The organism is Halomonas hibernica (assembly GCF_013183775.1).
Taxonomy (GTDB): Bacteria; Pseudomonadota; Gammaproteobacteria; order Pseudomonadales; family Halomonadaceae; genus Vreelandella; species Vreelandella citrativorans.
Map to the genome: position 1 here is coordinate 773835 of NZ_VIFN01000001.1, position 15511 is coordinate 789345.

The 15511-nt window shown below is 51.9% G+C and carries 12 protein-coding genes; 9 read left to right on the forward strand and 3 right to left on the reverse strand.

From position 1 onward, the window contains the following. Positions 1-32: 32 nt before the first annotated feature. Both FKN99_RS03640 and ubiG read right to left on the reverse strand, forming a co-directional pair. Entirely contained in the window at positions 33-707 is a 675-nt protein-coding gene (locus FKN99_RS03640; protein WP_172116615.1) for an HAD-IA family hydrolase, read from the reverse strand. Then, positions 708-1451, reverse strand: a complete 744-nt coding sequence (gene ubiG, locus FKN99_RS03645) for a bifunctional 2-polyprenyl-6-hydroxyphenol methylase/3-demethylubiquinol 3-O-methyltransferase UbiG (RefSeq protein WP_172116616.1) — start codon at positions 1449-1451, stop codon at positions 708-710. 204 nt (positions 1452-1655) lie between these two features. Between ubiG and FKN99_RS03650 the strand changes: the two genes are divergently transcribed. From FKN99_RS03650 to msrA, 5 genes are read left to right on the forward strand one after another with little or no spacing between them, the layout of a single operon-like run. Further along, on the forward strand, positions 1656-2948 hold the full coding sequence (locus FKN99_RS03650; protein WP_172116617.1) for a nucleotide sugar dehydrogenase: 1293 nt from the start codon (positions 1656-1658) through the stop codon (positions 2946-2948). A gap of 9 nt (positions 2949-2957) precedes the next feature. Beyond that, the gene (locus FKN99_RS03655; RefSeq protein ID WP_172116618.1) at positions 2958-3785 is read left to right on the forward strand and encodes a hypothetical protein; all 828 of its coding nucleotides are present in this window, start codon (positions 2958-2960) and stop codon (positions 3783-3785) included. Positions 3786-3841: 56 nt separating this feature from the next. Further along, positions 3842-5695, forward strand: a complete 1854-nt coding sequence (gene tamA, locus FKN99_RS03660) for an autotransporter assembly complex protein TamA (RefSeq protein WP_172116619.1) — start codon at positions 3842-3844, stop codon at positions 5693-5695. Positions 5696-5704: 9 nt separating this feature from the next. Continuing rightward, entirely contained in the window at positions 5705-10039 is a 4335-nt protein-coding gene (gene tamB, locus FKN99_RS03665) for an autotransporter assembly complex protein TamB (protein WP_253926946.1), read from the forward strand. 1 nt (position 10040) lies between these two features. Next, a complete protein-coding gene (msrA, locus tag FKN99_RS03670) occupies positions 10041-10622 on the forward strand; it encodes a peptide-methionine (S)-S-oxide reductase MsrA (protein ID WP_172116620.1) in 582 nt (193 codons plus the stop codon). A gap of 58 nt (positions 10623-10680) precedes the next feature. On the opposite strand, the gene can is transcribed toward msrA, so the two are convergent. Further along, complete coding sequence (gene can, locus FKN99_RS03675) at positions 10681-11328, reverse strand: carbonate dehydratase (protein ID WP_087105449.1); 648 nt, start codon at positions 11326-11328, stop codon at positions 10681-10683. Between the two features lie 138 nt (positions 11329-11466). Here can and gorA point away from each other — a divergent pair, with 138 nt between their 5' ends. From gorA to FKN99_RS03695, 4 genes are all read left to right on the forward strand, one after another. Beyond that, complete coding sequence (gorA, locus tag FKN99_RS03680; RefSeq protein ID WP_172116621.1) at positions 11467-12849, forward strand: glutathione-disulfide reductase; 1383 nt, start codon at positions 11467-11469, stop codon at positions 12847-12849. Positions 12850-13097: 248 nt separating this feature from the next. Then, positions 13098-13676: a diaminobutyrate acetyltransferase gene (gene ectA / locus FKN99_RS03685; protein WP_172116622.1), complete on the forward strand. Its 579-nt coding sequence runs from the start codon at positions 13098-13100 to the stop codon at positions 13674-13676. Between the two features lie 75 nt (positions 13677-13751). Further along, entirely contained in the window at positions 13752-15020 is a 1269-nt protein-coding gene (gene ectB / locus FKN99_RS03690) for a diaminobutyrate--2-oxoglutarate transaminase (RefSeq protein ID WP_172116623.1), read from the forward strand. 84 nt (positions 15021-15104) lie between these two features. Beyond that, positions 15105-15500: an ectoine synthase gene (locus FKN99_RS03695; protein WP_172116624.1), complete on the forward strand. Its 396-nt coding sequence runs from the start codon at positions 15105-15107 to the stop codon at positions 15498-15500. Positions 15501-15511 lie beyond the last annotated feature (11 nt).

Below are 15511 nucleotides of genomic sequence, written 5' to 3' on the forward strand. Positions count from 1 at the left end.
GTTATTACGCCAGCTGTAGTGATAGCTGCTAACTACTCCGCATCATTAAAAGCGTTTAATGCATCAACCAGCATTGAGCACTCTTCAAACCACAGGTCGGCAGGCCACTGCTGATAATCATCCTCTTCACTGATATAGCCATACCCTACCGCAACGGCTGTCATGCCAGCGGCTTTCGCTGCTTGCATATCACGTACGTGGTCGCCGACATACCAGCACTGTTCCGGCGCGACGCCTAAACGACGGGCCGCTTCCCACAAAGGTTCCGGGTCGGGCTTCTTGACACTCAGGTCATCAGCACACAGTAACGCACCGGGCTCCAGCGCTAATGCGGCGAGTAAAGGCTCGGTATAGCGGCGCGGCTTATTGGTGACAATCCCCCAGGGCCGTTGACTTCCGTGCCACTCAATAAGCCATTGGTTAAGCGGGATAAATACTTGGCTATGCACCGCTACGGCTTGTTCATAGGCATCGAGCAGAAACTGGCGGGCAGTATCATGGCCTGGGGCTTTGTGATCAAGATCCAACGCTAGGGTGACTAGCGCGCTCCCCCCATTGGAAACCTGACGACGTATCTGCTCGTAGGCCAGGGGCGCCAGCCCGTGGTGGGCGCGTAGGGCATTTGTTGCTTGAGCAAGATCGGGCGCGGTATCCACCAGGGTTCCGTCAAGATCAAACAGAATGGCAAGCGGTGGCGTCGTTGGCATCTATTGACTCACTTTGCGGCAATACATCATGTAGTTTACAGAGACATCGTCAGCCACTAAGCGGTAGCGACGAGTAAGAGGGTTGTAGGTCAGCCCTGTTTGCTCACGTACTTCCAAGCCCACTTGGCGGGACCATGCCGCCATTTCAGACGGACGAATAAATTTGGCATAGTCGTGGGTGCCGCGGGGCAGTAGCCTAAGGACATATTCGGCGCCTAATATCGCAAATGCGTAGGATTTTGGCGTACGGTTGAGCGTTGAAAAAAACACATAGCCGCCAGGGCGTACCAACGCACAGCAAGCCCGAATCACTGAGGCGGGGTCAGGTACGTGCTCTAGCATTTCCATGCAGGTAACGACATCAAAATGTCCCGGGGTTTGAGCAGCCAACGCTTCAACACTAATATTTTGGTAGTCAACGGACACGCCGCTCTCTTCTGCATGCAGCCTGGCAACGCCAAGCGGCGCTTCGCCAAGATCAATGCCCGTTACCTTGGCACCACGATGTGCCATGGACTCACTCAGGATACCGCCTCCGCAGCCCACATCCAGCACCTGTTTTCCGGCTAAACCGGCGCGTGCGTCAATAAAATTAAGGCGCAGGGGGTTAATCTCATGTAGCGGCTTGAATTCACTCTTTGGGTCCCACCAGCGGCTAGCAAGTGCTTCAAATTTAGCAACTTCCGCTGCATCGACGTTGCCTTGGTAGCGATCAGCAGTGCTATCCTGAGGTGTCGCTTGCATGTGTTGACTCCCATCGTCAGTCAGCAATGGATAGAGTTTTCCTATCCAGCCTGGTTATTAGCATCAAGTGCGAGTGGCATCCACTCAATCATTCAGTATTATGGACATTCTAACCACTCCCAGGTCAGAACGCATGAAAAGGACCATTGTATGAATCTTATGGCTATATTTTCTCGCTTTTCCGCCGCACAAGGAGTTCGGTAAATGCGAGTATTTCTTTACGGCAGTGAACTAAGTGCGGTGACAGCAGCGTCCGCATTAGCCTGGGTAGGTCATCAAGTAGAGTGGTTACCTCATCAGAGTGCGCCCTGGACGGTTCTTTCGAAGGTGGATTGGCTGCGCAGTGAGCCGGAGCTAATGCCGCATATCCAGCAGGGATTGGCCGATGGCACGTTAGTACTGATTGATGATGTATCTCAAGCGTCTTCGGCAGATGTTGTCTGGCTTGCACTTTCGCCAAGCCAGCGTAACGACGCCAGCACACTGCTTCAACAGTCGGAACTGTGTCTGCAGCAAGGTGCCGTGTTAATTAATAACTCTACGTTTCCGGTCGGCGAAACGGAGCGCTTGGATGATTTAATGAGAGGCCAGCATAGCAGCGTGGCCTTGCCTGACACGCTTGAAGAAGGGCGTGCCTGGGCGTCGTTTACTCGCCCCACGCGTTGGCTGCTTGGGTGTGATGATGCCCACGGAGAGCAGGTTGCACGCGAGCTTTTACGCGCGTTCAATCGCCGCCAAGAAGTTTTCCAGCCCATGCCGCGCAGGGCGGCAGAGCTTACCAAGCTTGCCATCAATGGCATGCTGGCCACACGAATTAGCTATATGAATGAAATTGCCGGTTTAGCCGATACACTAGGCGTGGATGTTGAGCATGTTCGCCAAGGTATGGGGGCCGACACACGTATCGGTTTTGAGTATTTGTATCCCGGCTGTGGTTTTGGTGGCCCCAACTTTTCGCGGGACTTAATGCGCCTGGCAGATGTTCAGTCAAAAAGTGGCCGTTACTCCGCGTTGCTTGAACAGGTCATGGACATTAATGAGCAGAAAAAAGAGACGCTGTTCCGTAAACTTTGGGCCCATTTTGAAGGCGAGTTAGCGGGTAAAACGATCGCTATTTGGGGGGCCGCGTTCAAGCCTGGCACAGCACGTATCGACCATGCGCCGGTATTGACGCTTTTAGACGCTTTGTGGGCACAAGGTGTAAAGGTAAAGCTTCATGATCCCGCCGCTACTAGCGCATTACATCAGCTTGTTGGGCAGCGCGATGACCTTCAAACATTTGATCAAGACCCATATCAGGCGTGTGAAGGTGCCGATGCGCTAATGCTGGTTACGGAGTGGAAGTCATACTGGAACCCGGACTGGCATCGACTTGCAGGGCTACTCAGCGCTAAGCTGGTGTTAGATGGTCGAAATATTTACGACCCTACATTTGTTGCCAACTGCGGCTTAAAGTACCGTGGTATTGGTCGTCGCGCCGACCCTACGACTTTTTGAGAAAATGCCATGCCTAATCCGACGCCTTCCCAACGTATTGTTCCCGATGTAGACCAAAGCTTAACGGCTCAGCATCTGCGCCACCGAAAAGGGCCTCTCGTATGGCCCTTATGGCTTGGAATGCTCTTGTTCTGTGCGCTACTCGCAGGCGCCGCTGTCGTGCTGTGGTTTGAGCGCGAGCGTTTATTAACCGAACTCCACCGCGTCAGTGGCGAGGTCTCTAACGTTCATGCTCGGTTAGACTCAGGTGATACTGATGTGCAGGATACAATTGCGCTTGTGCAGGCTCAGATGACAACACTGTTCCAAGAGCAGGAGCAGCTGTCTGTTGAGTTAATCAATACGCGTGAAGAGCTCTATGGTGCGCTGACAGATGACGAAGAGCGCCCATCCAATGAGATGATGACGTCGTTTAATCAGCGCCTTTCCCAGTACCAAGAGCAGGCCGCCTTACGTGATAGCCGCTTGGCAGCGTTTAGCACCTCCCTGGATGCACTGGAACAGGCGGGCATATCCGGTCGGCAAAACCTTGTTGAAGAGGTTGATCATTTGAAGCAAACCACCGCTCAGCAGCTCACGTCACTAGAAGAGCAGGTCAATCAGTTAAACCAAACAGTAACAGGGCAGTTGGAAGAGCAAATCGCTGCTTTGAGCGAGCGCTTTAATCAATTGGACACTCAGTTAAATACGCTACAGTTAGACTCATCCTCTCCAAGTGATGAAATTGCGGCATTTGAAGAGCAGTGGACTCAGCGTTTATCTACCCTTGAAAGTGATATACGGCAAATTCGCCAGGCCCAACTCGCTTTTAGCGCCCAAATAGAAATGCTTAGATAGTAGTAGTGGAACAGGCTATAACCGCCAACAAAAGAGTTTGTTAGGGAGTTTATTGTATGGGAAGACAGTGGCGTTGGCTTTCAGCTACTCGGATGGCTTGTTTGATTGCGCTCCCTCTGAGTTTTGCCTATGTTCCATCAGTTTTGGCGTTAACGGCTACTATTAACGGGGTTGACGGCGACGTTGAAGATAATATCAGCGCCTATTTAGAGGGCATTGATAAAAAACAATATACCCAAACTCGTTTAGAGGGTGAGATACGTAGCCGTACAAAAGTGGCAATGCGTGTCTATGGTTATTATGAGCCCACCGTTGAGATTCAAATTGACCCTGCCGTTGTACTCAATATTGATTCTGGTCCTCGAGTCGAAATTCAGGAGCTTGCGATTAATGTTGATGGCGATGCCAAAGATGATCCTACGTTTAAAGACGCCCTGGATAGCTTTCCCTTAAAAGTAGGCGACCCGTTAGTTCAGCCGCCCTGGGATCAATTGCGTTCGCAGTTTTCGGGGTTAGCTATCGAACGTGGCTACTTTGATTGGGCTTTTACCAAACGGCGTATGGAAGTGCGCCCTTATTTACGAAGTGCGCGCCTCTATATGGATTTTGATAGCGGCCCACGCTTTCGGTTTGGCGAAACCAATATCACAGGGAGCCACATTGTTCTTGATCGCCTGCATAATATGCAGACGTATGAGGATAACGATCCCTATCTCGCGGAGTCACTTGCTACTTATACGCAGCGCTTGGTTGAAACCGGTTGGTTTCGATCCGTTTCGATTCGCCCTCGTTTGACAACGGCCCAAGAGCTGGTGGTTGCGCCTCCTGAGGGGGGAGCCTCGCCTTGGTGGGAGTCAGCCACGGCTTCCCAGCCGAAGCGCCCGCGGATTAGTAGTGCGGCACTGGCGAGCGTACTGACTATCAATAAAAATGACGATATTCGTTTGCCCATTGATGTGAACGTTGATCCTGCGAACCGTCACCAGTATGAGGTGGGTATCGGTTATGCGACAGATGTAGGCCCTCGTTTACGCTTTAGCTGGCACCAGCCATGGATTAATAGTTTAGGTCACAGCCTGAATCATGACCTTTATCTTTCCGCGCCGGAACAGCGTTTTACCGGTGTTTACAACGTTCCCCTTGAAGACCCGCTCCGCGATAGCTATCGATTGCAGTACGGGGTTCGCAATATTGATAATAGCGATACCCGGTCGATGCAAGGCTCTGTTGAGCTGGCTCGTCGCTGGCAATTTGACAACGACTGGATCCAGTCGGTGTATTTTCGAACAACGTATGAAGACTTTACTCAAGGGGGAGAGGCAGACAAAGTCTGGCTCTTTTATCCAGGCATCCAGTGGTCCCGAACGCGGACACGGCCACAGAGATTCCCTCTTTGGGGCGACCGTCAGCAGCTCTCGATTGAGTATTCCGACACAGTGTGGGGATCAGACGCCCAGTTTTTGCGTTTAACCGGTGATACCGAATTTATCCGCACTATCAACAACGATAATCGCTTTTTAGCACGGCTAAGCGTTGGCGCTATCGAAACAGATGATTTTTCCAAAATTCCACCCTCGCTGCGTTTTTTCGCAGGGGGCGATCGCAGCGTGCGCGGTTACTCCTATGAGAGCCTGTCGCCACGAAACGACGAGGGTCGCTTGCAGGGCGGGCGTCAAATGATTACCTCGACGCTTGAATATCAGCGTCGTGTTAGGGGCGACTGGTGGGCGGCGACGTTCGTGGATACCGGTGATGCGTTCGATAACTGGGGTCCACACGATTTAAAAACCGGCGCCGGGGTGGGTGTCCGCTGGGTATCGCCGGTAGGGCCAATTCGCTTTGATGTAGCGCACCCCTTCGATAACGACGATGCATATCGTGTGCATTTCTCCATCGGCCCGGAATTCTAGGAGTACGCTTTGTCCCAGGTTGAATCTTCTACTTCTACGACGCGCCAACCATACTCACCCCGACACCGGGCGTGGTTATTGATCTGGAGCCTTATACGGCTGGCTATTGTTCTGCCACTTTGGTTATTTGGGTTAGTCGCACTGCTACTGGGTACGGCATTATCGCCTTGGGGGACGGATTTTTTATTCTCACAAGGGGAGAAGCGGGGATACTTTTCTTACGAGCAACAAGACGGCGCATTACTGGAACAATTTACGTTAAAAGGCTTTCATCTTGATCTAGGCAACCTAACGATCGGCATTGCTGACCTTGAGATTGCCTGGGCCGATGATTGCCTCCTCTCTGGACGACTCTGCCTGGATACATTGCACGCTGATGGATTAAATGTGCGCTTGAGTGCAGATGACACGCCTGAAGAGCCACAAGCGTCGGGCGAGCCTTTCCGGCTACATCTGCCATTTCCTATCGAGCTGCGCTCGGTGGTTGTCAATAATAGCAATGTGCAGCTTGCGGATGGTACGCGTATTCAATGGGCATCATTTGAATCATCTGCCAGTGCCGCGTGGAGCAACGTTGATTTAGCGCCAACACATCTTGATCAGTTGACCATTTATTTACCGCCCTCAGCAGGTGTTCAGCTTACGCAGGGTGCTCAAACCTCGCTAGCGGCTGAGGGCATTGACGGCGCCATTGCCGTGGCCACGCCTCAGCCTCAAGAGGATGCCTTACCTGCCCCGTCGCTCGAGCAACGCTTGGCTGACGGAGAGCGTATTGAGCTGCCCGAGATCGCTTTACCTGTCGATATAAGCGTAAGCGACCTGACAGTAACCGATGTTCAACTGACAGGTGCCTTTGAATACACTGTCGAGCGCTTACAGTTAGCGGGTAGCACGAAGGAAAGTAAGGTAGATATCACATCTTTTGATGTGGTGACCAAGGATGTTGAAGCCACTCTCGTAGGCAATGTGGGCTTAACCGGTAGTTATCCGCTGGAAGCGCAGTTAAATGCCGAGCTGTTTTTACCCGAACTTTATCCAGAATTAAGGGGGGAAAAACTGGCTCTTACGCTGTCCGGTCCGCTAAACAATCTACAGGCTGAGCTTAGTGCCTCAGAGGTGGTAACCGCATCCCTTGCAGTAAGCGTAGATGCATTAGCACCCGACGTACCTTTCCATGCGCGGCTACAAAGCGACCGGTTGCAATGGCCTTTGGTAGAGGAAACGCCGCCAGAGGGCGAGAGTGCTCTTGAGCCTTATGTGATTGAAGCCGTTGACCTTACGGTAGAGGGCAGTCTTGAGGCTTACCGCACCGAGGTTAGCCTACGCGCACAGGGCCCTCAGTTACCACCGACTCAGGTAACGCTTACTGGTGATGGAGACGTTGGCCATTACCAGTGGCAGCCTTTAGTTCTGCAACTGGGGGAAAACACGCTGCGCAGCGAGGGGCATGTCGATTGGTCAACACCCGATTTGTCCTTCCAGGCGCGTGTGCAAAGTGAACGACTGCAATGGCCCTTGGTAGACGAACCTGCGGCCGACGGTGCGAGCGCTACCCAGCCGTATGTGGCTGAGGCGGTTAACCTGACGGTGGAAGGCAGCATGGAGGCTTACCATGCGGAGGTTAGTCTTGAGGCACATGGCCCTGAGTTGCCTCGCGCTAGCGTTACACTGACAGGCGATGGCGATGCTAATCATTTCCGTTGGGAGCCGCTGATTCTGCAGGTAGAAGAAAGCAGGCTGCGCAGCGAAGGGCGTATCCACTGGTTAGCGCCGCTAACGGTCGATGCACAGGTCTGGTTGGATCAATTTAATCCCGGCAATTTTGTTGACCAAATGGAAGGTAGCTTAACCGGCGATATTGATCTCAATGTGCGCCAGCTAGACGATGTATGGTCGGTTAACGTGGCAAACATCGATATTGCAGGCAAGCTTCGCGATTATCCCTTGACCTTGCAGGCGGCGCTGGATGCTAACAGTAATCTGGAAGTCGATATTCATCAACTTCAGTTCGCTCAGGGTAACAACCGGCTTCATGCGTCAGGCCAGCTAAGCGAGCGGGCAATGTCCTTGAAGGCTGATATTGACCTGCGTGAACTCAATACGCTCTCGCCTGAGTTGGGCGGTACATTAACGGGTAACCTGCAGGCCAGAGGTAGTTTTGAGCAACCTACTCTTGTTGCCGACTTGTCAGGCAGTGATCTGCGCTTCACCGACAGCCTTGTGCAGCAACTCTCGCTTAACGCTAATGTGCGGGGGCTTGAGGATCCAAGACTTGATGTTCAGCTAGGCTTGAAAGAAATTTTTGCAGGCGGGCAGGATCTTGAGGCCGTTGACCTGAACCTAACCGGTCGACTTTCTCAGCACCAGCTTGAAGCGACTGTGCAAGGTCAACCAGAGAGTCCATTAAGCCGTGCGGTAGTGGCGTTGAATGGTCGCTTTGATCAACAGCGCCACGTCTACCAGGGCCGTTTGACACCCCTGGAAATTGATTCCGAGGCGGGCACTATTCGCCTGGAGGAACCCTTGGACCTAAGCTACAACCTCGCCAATGGCCAAGCGCGTCTCTCCGCGTTTTGTTTGCGCCGTGAGGAAGGCGGACTGGTGTGCTCTGAAGAGCCAATTAACGCCTCGGCTAACCAGGGCCGTGCGGTAGTAAGCGTACGCGAAGTACCTATGGAAATGCTCGAGCCTTTCCTGCCCGAAGAGTGGACGTTTGAAGGTGATACAACGGCCGATATGGTTGTTGACTGGCGTCAAGGTGGAGCGCGCTGGCAGGCTGATGTAGAACTGCTAAGCAATCTCGCCATTACCGCTGTTAACGACTATGGTCAGCCGGTTCAGCTTCCTGCTATTGACCTCAATGTTCAGGTGCAGGCGAATCAAGCACAAGCGGACGCCAACATCGTACTCTCGTTTTCTGAGGCGGGAGAGCTAACCCTGGATCTTACCCTTGATGACCCGATGGGGCGGGGCACGCTAGAGGGCGATCTACGCGCGAATAAACTGTTGCTTGAACCTTATCTACCCATGGCCATCGGCTTAGACCGTCTTGAAGGCGAGTTTGATGGGCGGGTGCTCATTGGCGGAACCACAAGCCAGCCAGATTTACAGGGTACGTTAGCGTTGCGCAACCTGCATGTCCATGGGCCAGGTATCCCTGTTGACGTCCGTGATGGCGAACTTACGCTTTTATTTGATGGAGAGCAGGGGAATATCAATGGGTTTGTGGAAGCCGAAAAAGGTCGGCTTAACATTACCGGCGACAGCTATTGGCCAGCGCTAGATGATTGGCGTATCGGTGTCGATCTTGAAGCCGTTCAGGAGCCCGTCCTTCTGGTGCTGCCCCAATTTGGTCGTATAGAAGTCGCCCCGGATATTCGGGTGCGTGTTACACCCGAGCATTTACAGGTGCGCGGTAATGTTGATTTACCGTGGTCCCGGCTTGTTATTGGTGCCAGATCCTCGTCCGCTATTGAGCCAAGCCCTGATGAGGTCATCATTACTGAGCGCGACGACCGCATGGCAGAAGAGGCCGCGCTAAGGGCCGCGGCAAATGGGGGGATTAGCAATTCGGAGGAGCTAGGCCAAACGGGCATGATGCTTGATGTATTGATTGACCTGACGCTAGGTCGCGATATGCATATTTCCGCTTATGGTCTGGAATCCGATTTGGGCGGGACACTTCAAGTTCGCCAGGATAGCGGTGGACTTCAGCTTTTTGGGGATGTAAACCTGGTTGACGGGCGTTTCCAGGCCTTTGGGCAGGACTTGCTGATTCGCCGTGGCCAACTCCTGTTTAGTGGTCCACCATCGCTTCCCTCACTGGACTTTGAAGCAATACGTAATCCTGATAGAACAGAAGATAACGTTATTGCTGGGGTCCGCGTTACCGGAAGTGCCGCAGAGCCTAACGTCAGGATTTTCTCTGAGCCTTCCATGGGGGAAACACAAGCGCTTTCCTACTTACTGCGCGGGCGTAGCCAGGATTCAAGTGGTGGGATGGACAGCGCACTGACAACCGCGTTGATCGGAATGTCGCTAGGCCGTGTAGGTGGTGCTGTCGGCTCTATTGGGCAATCATTTGGCATTAATGACCTGGCGCTGGATACAACCGGCGCCGGGGATGAAAGTCAGGTTGCCCTTAGCGGTCAGCTGACCGAAGATATTAGAATTAGCTATGGTGTGGGAATTTTCTCGCCCATTGCAGAGCTAACCGTTCGCTATACGCTATGGCGTAACTTATACGTGCAAGCTGTATCGGGTACTAATCAGGCGATTGATTTGATTTATACTTTTACTCGCCGAGGCAACCCGGTGATTCAGCACGAAACGAATAGAGAGTGATATGACACGATTAACCGAGAACTATGTTCATACTATTAGCGGACACTCCCTGCAAGCGCAGTATCCTGAGGGTTATCAGGAAATCGTTCTGGGAATGGGGTGCTTTTGGGGTGTCGAGCGGCTCTTTTGGCAGCAACCAGGCGTATACGTGACTGCCGCAGGCTATGCGGGTGGCCAAACGCCTGATCCCGATTATGATGCAGTCTGCTCGGGGCGGACCGGGCACGCTGAAGTGGTTCGCGTGGTGTATGACCCCAACAAAACCGATATTGACGCCTTGCTCCAGATATTTTGGGAGCAACACGACCCGACCCAAGGCAATCGGCAGGGAAATGACATAGGCTCGCAGTATCGTTCTGTTATCTATACAACCACCGATGAACAGCAGCAGGCGGCTGAGCAGAGTGCCAAAGCGTACCAAAAGGCGTTAGAGGCGGCAGATAAAGGTACTGTTACCACCGAGATAAAGCCGCTGGATACTTTCTATTTTGCAGAAGCGTACCATCAGCAATATCTGGACAAAAACCCTAACGGATACTGTGGCTTAAAAGGGACAGGGGTAACATGCCCCATTGGCGGGTAGGTAACGCGGTATTAGCAGGCAAAGGCGACTATTGCTTCGGGCAATCGTCGCCTGGGGCTTAATCGGTTGGCTGCACTCGATCAATGCGGTAAAGCGTTTCTACCTGATCCAGCCCAGTGACGGTGCATTTAAGGTCTTTAACACGACCATCGCTTAAGCCGTAGACCCAGCCATGTACTGAAATATTCTGGCCGCTTTGCCAGGCGCGCTGCAAAATTTTAGTGCGACATAAGCTTTTAACCTGTGCTTTAACATTAAGCTCACACATACGGTCAATTTGCTCATCCAACGGAAGGTGATCAAGCGAGTGGCGGTGGTGGTTATATTGCTCACGGACGGAGTGCAGCCAGTAATCAACGACACCGCACTCACCCCCCGTCACTGCCGCTCTAATACCGCCACAGCCGTAGTGCCCCACAATCATGATGTGGCTCACGTTAAGGACATCGACCGCATACTGCACAACAGAGAGCGCATTCATGTCGGTGTGATGTAAAAGGTTGGCGACATTGCGGTGAACAAACACTTCGCCTGGTGGCAATGAAATAATCTGATTAGCGGGAACCCGGCTATCAGAACAGCCTATCCATAAATAATCAGGATTTTGCTGATTAGACAGGCGCTTAAAATACTCGGGATCCTCTTCGCACATGCGTTCAGCCCAGGCACGATTATTTTCGAGGAGCGTCGCAATAGGGTCAGACATTGAGTCTCCGTATCGTTACATCGTCAGGTTAAGGCGAAATCAAGCAAGCGATGAAGGTTTTAACCTTCATCGCGACTAAGGTCAATAAGCATGTGCCGTCGGTTTCTTAACGCGCATGCCAATTTTTAGGAGCAAATAATGGTAGCCGATTCTGAGTATCAATATGACTTATTAGTGATTGGCGCAGGTTCAGGGGGCGTTCGCGCTGCACGCATGGCTGCAGCAACGGGTGCCAACGTCGCTATTGTGGAAGACCGCTATCTCGGGGGGACTTGTGTCAACGTAGGCTGCGTACCCAAGAAACTTTATGCCTATGCCGCACATTTTCATGACAGTTTTGATGACGCTGCAGGTTTTGGCTGGCAGCTATCCGAGCCGGCCACCTTTGACTGGGCCACATTGCGAGACAATAAAACAAGTGAAATTAAGCGTTTAAACAATATTTACCAACGCATGCTGGAGGGGGCTGACGTCACCCTGCTTAGCGCTCGCGGTCGACTGGTCGATGCGCATACGGTGGCGTTAGAAGATGAAAACGGCGTTACTCACGTGAGCGCAAAAAAAATACTATTGGCCACAGGTGGCTGGCCATGGGTGCCTGATTTCCCGGGTAATGAGCATGCGCTGGACTCTAACCAGGTGTTTGACCTGGACGAATTTCCCAAGCGTTTTATGGTCCTGGGCGGCGGGTACATCGCCGTTGAGTTTGCGAGTATTTTTAATGGCCTGGGCAGCGAAACGCATTTGATTTATCGTGGCGATCTATTTTTGAAACCCTTTGATCATGAAGTGCGTGAATTCACTCGTAAGGAAATGGATAAAAAAGGTGTCAATCTCCATTTCAACGCCAATATAGAGCGTATTGAAGCCATTGAATCCGGTTACAACGTTCATCTAACGACCGGCGAGACGTTAGAGGTAGACGTTGTACTGGCAGCAACAGGGCGTAAAGCCAATATTCAGGGCCTGGGCCTTGAAGAGCTGGGTATTCAGTTGGATGGCAACGGCAAAATTCCGGTTAACGCACATTATGAAACGCTGGTCCCGTCTGTGTTAGCGCTTGGAGATCTAACGGTTGGTCCAGAGCTCACCCCAGTGGCGCTGGCTGAAGCCATGCAGTTGGTGGATTATCATTTCAAAGACACCACGCCGACACGGCTTGATTACACCACGGTGCCTACCGCCGTTTTTTGTCAGCCCAATATTGGCACGGTTGGCTTAAGCGAGGAGGGCGCCCGCCAAAAGTTTACCAACATTCGGGTTTACTCCACGGAGTTCCGGGCGATGAAGCACACCTTGTCGGGAAGCCAGGAGCGCACGTTGATGAAGCTTATTGTTGATGACGCAACGGATATTGTAGTCGGAGCGCACATGGTAGGCGAAGAGGCCGGAGAAATTATTCAAGGCATTGCCATCGCCGTTAGAGCTGGTCTTACCAAACAGGATTTTGATCTCACCGTTGGTATTCATCCAACCGGTGCTGAAGAGTTTGTCACCATGCGGACTGTTACTCGGCAATAAACTGCCAGCAGCTTCCTAATGTGCAGTACATCAAGCGAGCCAGTGGCTCGCTTTTTTAATATCACCGTTTTTTAAAAGTTGGACTAAACTCATATTTTTATTTCGCCAGTGGCGATGTCAGTATTAAAAATACCAAGCCTAATATAACCGTAAATTATGGAAAACAGGGTGGTGGATAATATGGCTTTTGAATTGCTAATAATCAGCTGTTATAATGATGCTCAAATTCGCTACAGCGAAGCATAACCATGAATACGCCAATGCAACCTTTTACCCCTTCATCTGAGCTCGCACGACCCACCGTTGCCGACGCGGTCGTTGGGTTTTCAGAAGCGCCTCTCTATATCCGAAAGCCAAATGCAGAGGACGGTTGGGGAATATACGAGCTGGTAAAAGCGTGTCCTCCACTGGACGTTAACTCTGCTTACGCTTACTTGCTGTTAGCCACCCAATTTCGTGATACCTGCGCTGTTGCCACCAACGAAGAGGGCGAAATAGTCGGATTTGTGTCTGGCTATGTAAAAGACAACGCCCCCGATACCTATTTCTTATGGCAAGTAGCCGTAGGTGAAAAAGCGCGCGGTACAGGGCTTGCCCGCCGCCTTGTTGAAGCCATCCTTTCTCGCCCTGAACTCGCCGATGTTCACCACTTGGAAACCACTATTACACCTGACAACCTGGCTTCCTGGGGACTGTTTCGACGTTTAGCCACTCGCTGGCATGCGCCATTAAATAGCCGTGAATATTTCTCTACCGAACAGCTTGGTGGGGAGCATGACCCAGAGAACCTGGTTCGCATCGGCCCATTCCAAACTGATCACATCTGATTTTTCTTTTTTTATCCGTATTGCCACGATGTTCTCGACATCTCTCGGCTTAACGATGACACAAGGAGGTCGCCAATGAAGACCCAATCGCTTGAACGTATGGAATCTAATGTTCGTACCTATTCACGTTCATTTCCCGTTGTGTTTACCAAAGCGCAAAATGCTCGTTTAACCGACGAAAACGGTCGCGAATATATCGACTTTTTGGCGGGTGCCGGAACGCTTAACTACGGCCATAACAACCCGCATCTCAAGCAAGCCATGATTGACTACCTGTCTAGCGACGGTATTGTCCACGGTCTGGATATGTGGACGGCAGCTAAACGGGAATATCTCGAAACACTCGAAGAACTCATCTTTAAACCGCGTGGGCTGGATTATAAAGTTCATCTACCTGGCCCGACCGGGACGAATGCAGTTGAAGCGGCTATTCGTTTGGCACGCGTAGCCAAAGGTCGCCACAATATTGTGACGTTCACTAACGGTTTCCACGGTGTGACCATGGGGGCGTTGGCCACCACCGGCAACCGTAAATTCCGTGAAGCAACCGGCGGCATTCCGACGCAAGGGGCAAGCTTTTTACCCTATGATGGCTATATGGGGGAGCATGCCGATACGCTTGATTACTTTGAAAAATTACTGGGCGACCAGTCAGGCGGCTTGGATATTCCCGCAGGGGTTATTGTTGAAACCGTGCAAGGCGAGGGTGGTATCAACGTAGCAGGCTTGGACTGGTTAAAACGGCTTGAAAGTATTTGCCGTGAACACGATATTTTACTCATCGTGGACGATATCCAGGCAGGCTGTGGCCGTACCGGCAAGTTCTTCAGTTTTGAACACGCCGGCATCAAGCCGGACATCGTCACTAACTCGAAGTCACTGTCTGGCTTTGGCTTGCCCTTTGCTCATGTATTGATTCGTCCAGAGCTGGACATGTGGAAACCTGGCCAATATAACGGCACCTTCCGTGGCTTTAACCTTGCCATGGTAACGGCGACTGCCGCGCTTAAAAAATACTGGGCAAACGATACGTTTGAGCGCGACGTACAACGCAAAGCCCGTATTGTTGAAGAGCGTTTCCAGAAGCTAGCGGCGCTGTTGACTGAAAATGGTATGCCGGCTACCGAGCGCGGCCGCGGCCTGATGCGTGGTATCGACGTTGTTTCGGGTGACATCGCCGACAAGATTACCAGCGAAGCGTTTGCAAACGGCTTGATTATTGAGACAAGCGGCCAAGGCGGCGAAGTCGTTAAATGCCTCTGTCCGTTAACGATTAGCGACGAAGATCTGCTTGAAGCGCTGGATATTCTGGAAGCGGCTGTCAACACGGTTATCAACGGATAACCTGACGTTACTTTGGGTAGTTAACGAACCTTAACGATAAACTCAACGGCTGGTATCGCCAGCCGTTCAGGCATGGAGCATATTATGATCGTCCGTAGTCTTGAAGAAGCACGTAAAACAAGCCGACTGGTAACTGCTGAAAATGGTAACTGGGACAGTACCCGTTTGGTGCTTGCCGAGGATAATGCGGGTTTCTCTTTCCACATCACACGCATCTTCCCGGGCACAGAGACTCACATTCAGTATAAGCATCATTACGAAGCCGTTTTTTGCTATGAAGGCGAAGGTGAAGTCGAAACCCTGGCGGATGGCAAAATCTGGCCAATCAAAGCGGGCGATATTTATCTACTGGACAAGCATGACGAGCACCTTCTGCGCGGCAAAGAAAAAGGCATGACTGTGGCCTGTGTCTTTACACCGGCACTGAGTGGCAATGAGGTGCACCGCGAAGATGGATCCTATGCGCCGGCCGATGAGTAAACCTTAGTTAT

Excerpts from the sequence above, each read along its gene's own strand:
- tamA (WP_172116619.1), top strand. The coding sequence starts at position 3,842 with ATGGGAAGACAGTGGCGTTGGCTTTCAGCTACTCGGATGGCTTGTTTG.
- gorA (WP_172116621.1), top strand. The coding sequence starts at position 11,467 with ATGGTAGCCGATTCTGAGTATCAATATGACTTATTAGTGATTGGCGCA.
- FKN99_RS03640 (WP_172116615.1), bottom strand. The coding sequence starts at position 707 with ATGCCAACGACGCCACCGCTTGCCATTCTGTTTGATCTTGACGGAACC.
- ubiG (WP_172116616.1), bottom strand. The coding sequence starts at position 1,451 with ATGCAAGCGACACCTCAGGATAGCACTGCTGATCGCTACCAAGGCAAC.
- FKN99_RS03655 (WP_172116618.1), top strand. The coding sequence starts at position 2,958 with ATGCCTAATCCGACGCCTTCCCAACGTATTGTTCCCGATGTAGACCAA.
- ectA (WP_172116622.1), top strand. The coding sequence starts at position 13,098 with ATGAATACGCCAATGCAACCTTTTACCCCTTCATCTGAGCTCGCACGA.
- FKN99_RS03695 (WP_172116624.1), top strand. The coding sequence starts at position 15,105 with ATGATCGTCCGTAGTCTTGAAGAAGCACGTAAAACAAGCCGACTGGTA.
- ectB (WP_172116623.1), top strand. The coding sequence starts at position 13,752 with ATGAAGACCCAATCGCTTGAACGTATGGAATCTAATGTTCGTACCTAT.
- can (WP_087105449.1), bottom strand. The coding sequence starts at position 11,328 with ATGTCTGACCCTATTGCGACGCTCCTCGAAAATAATCGTGCCTGGGCT.
- FKN99_RS03650 (WP_172116617.1), top strand. The coding sequence starts at position 1,656 with ATGCGAGTATTTCTTTACGGCAGTGAACTAAGTGCGGTGACAGCAGCG.
- msrA (WP_172116620.1), top strand. The coding sequence starts at position 10,041 with ATGACACGATTAACCGAGAACTATGTTCATACTATTAGCGGACACTCC.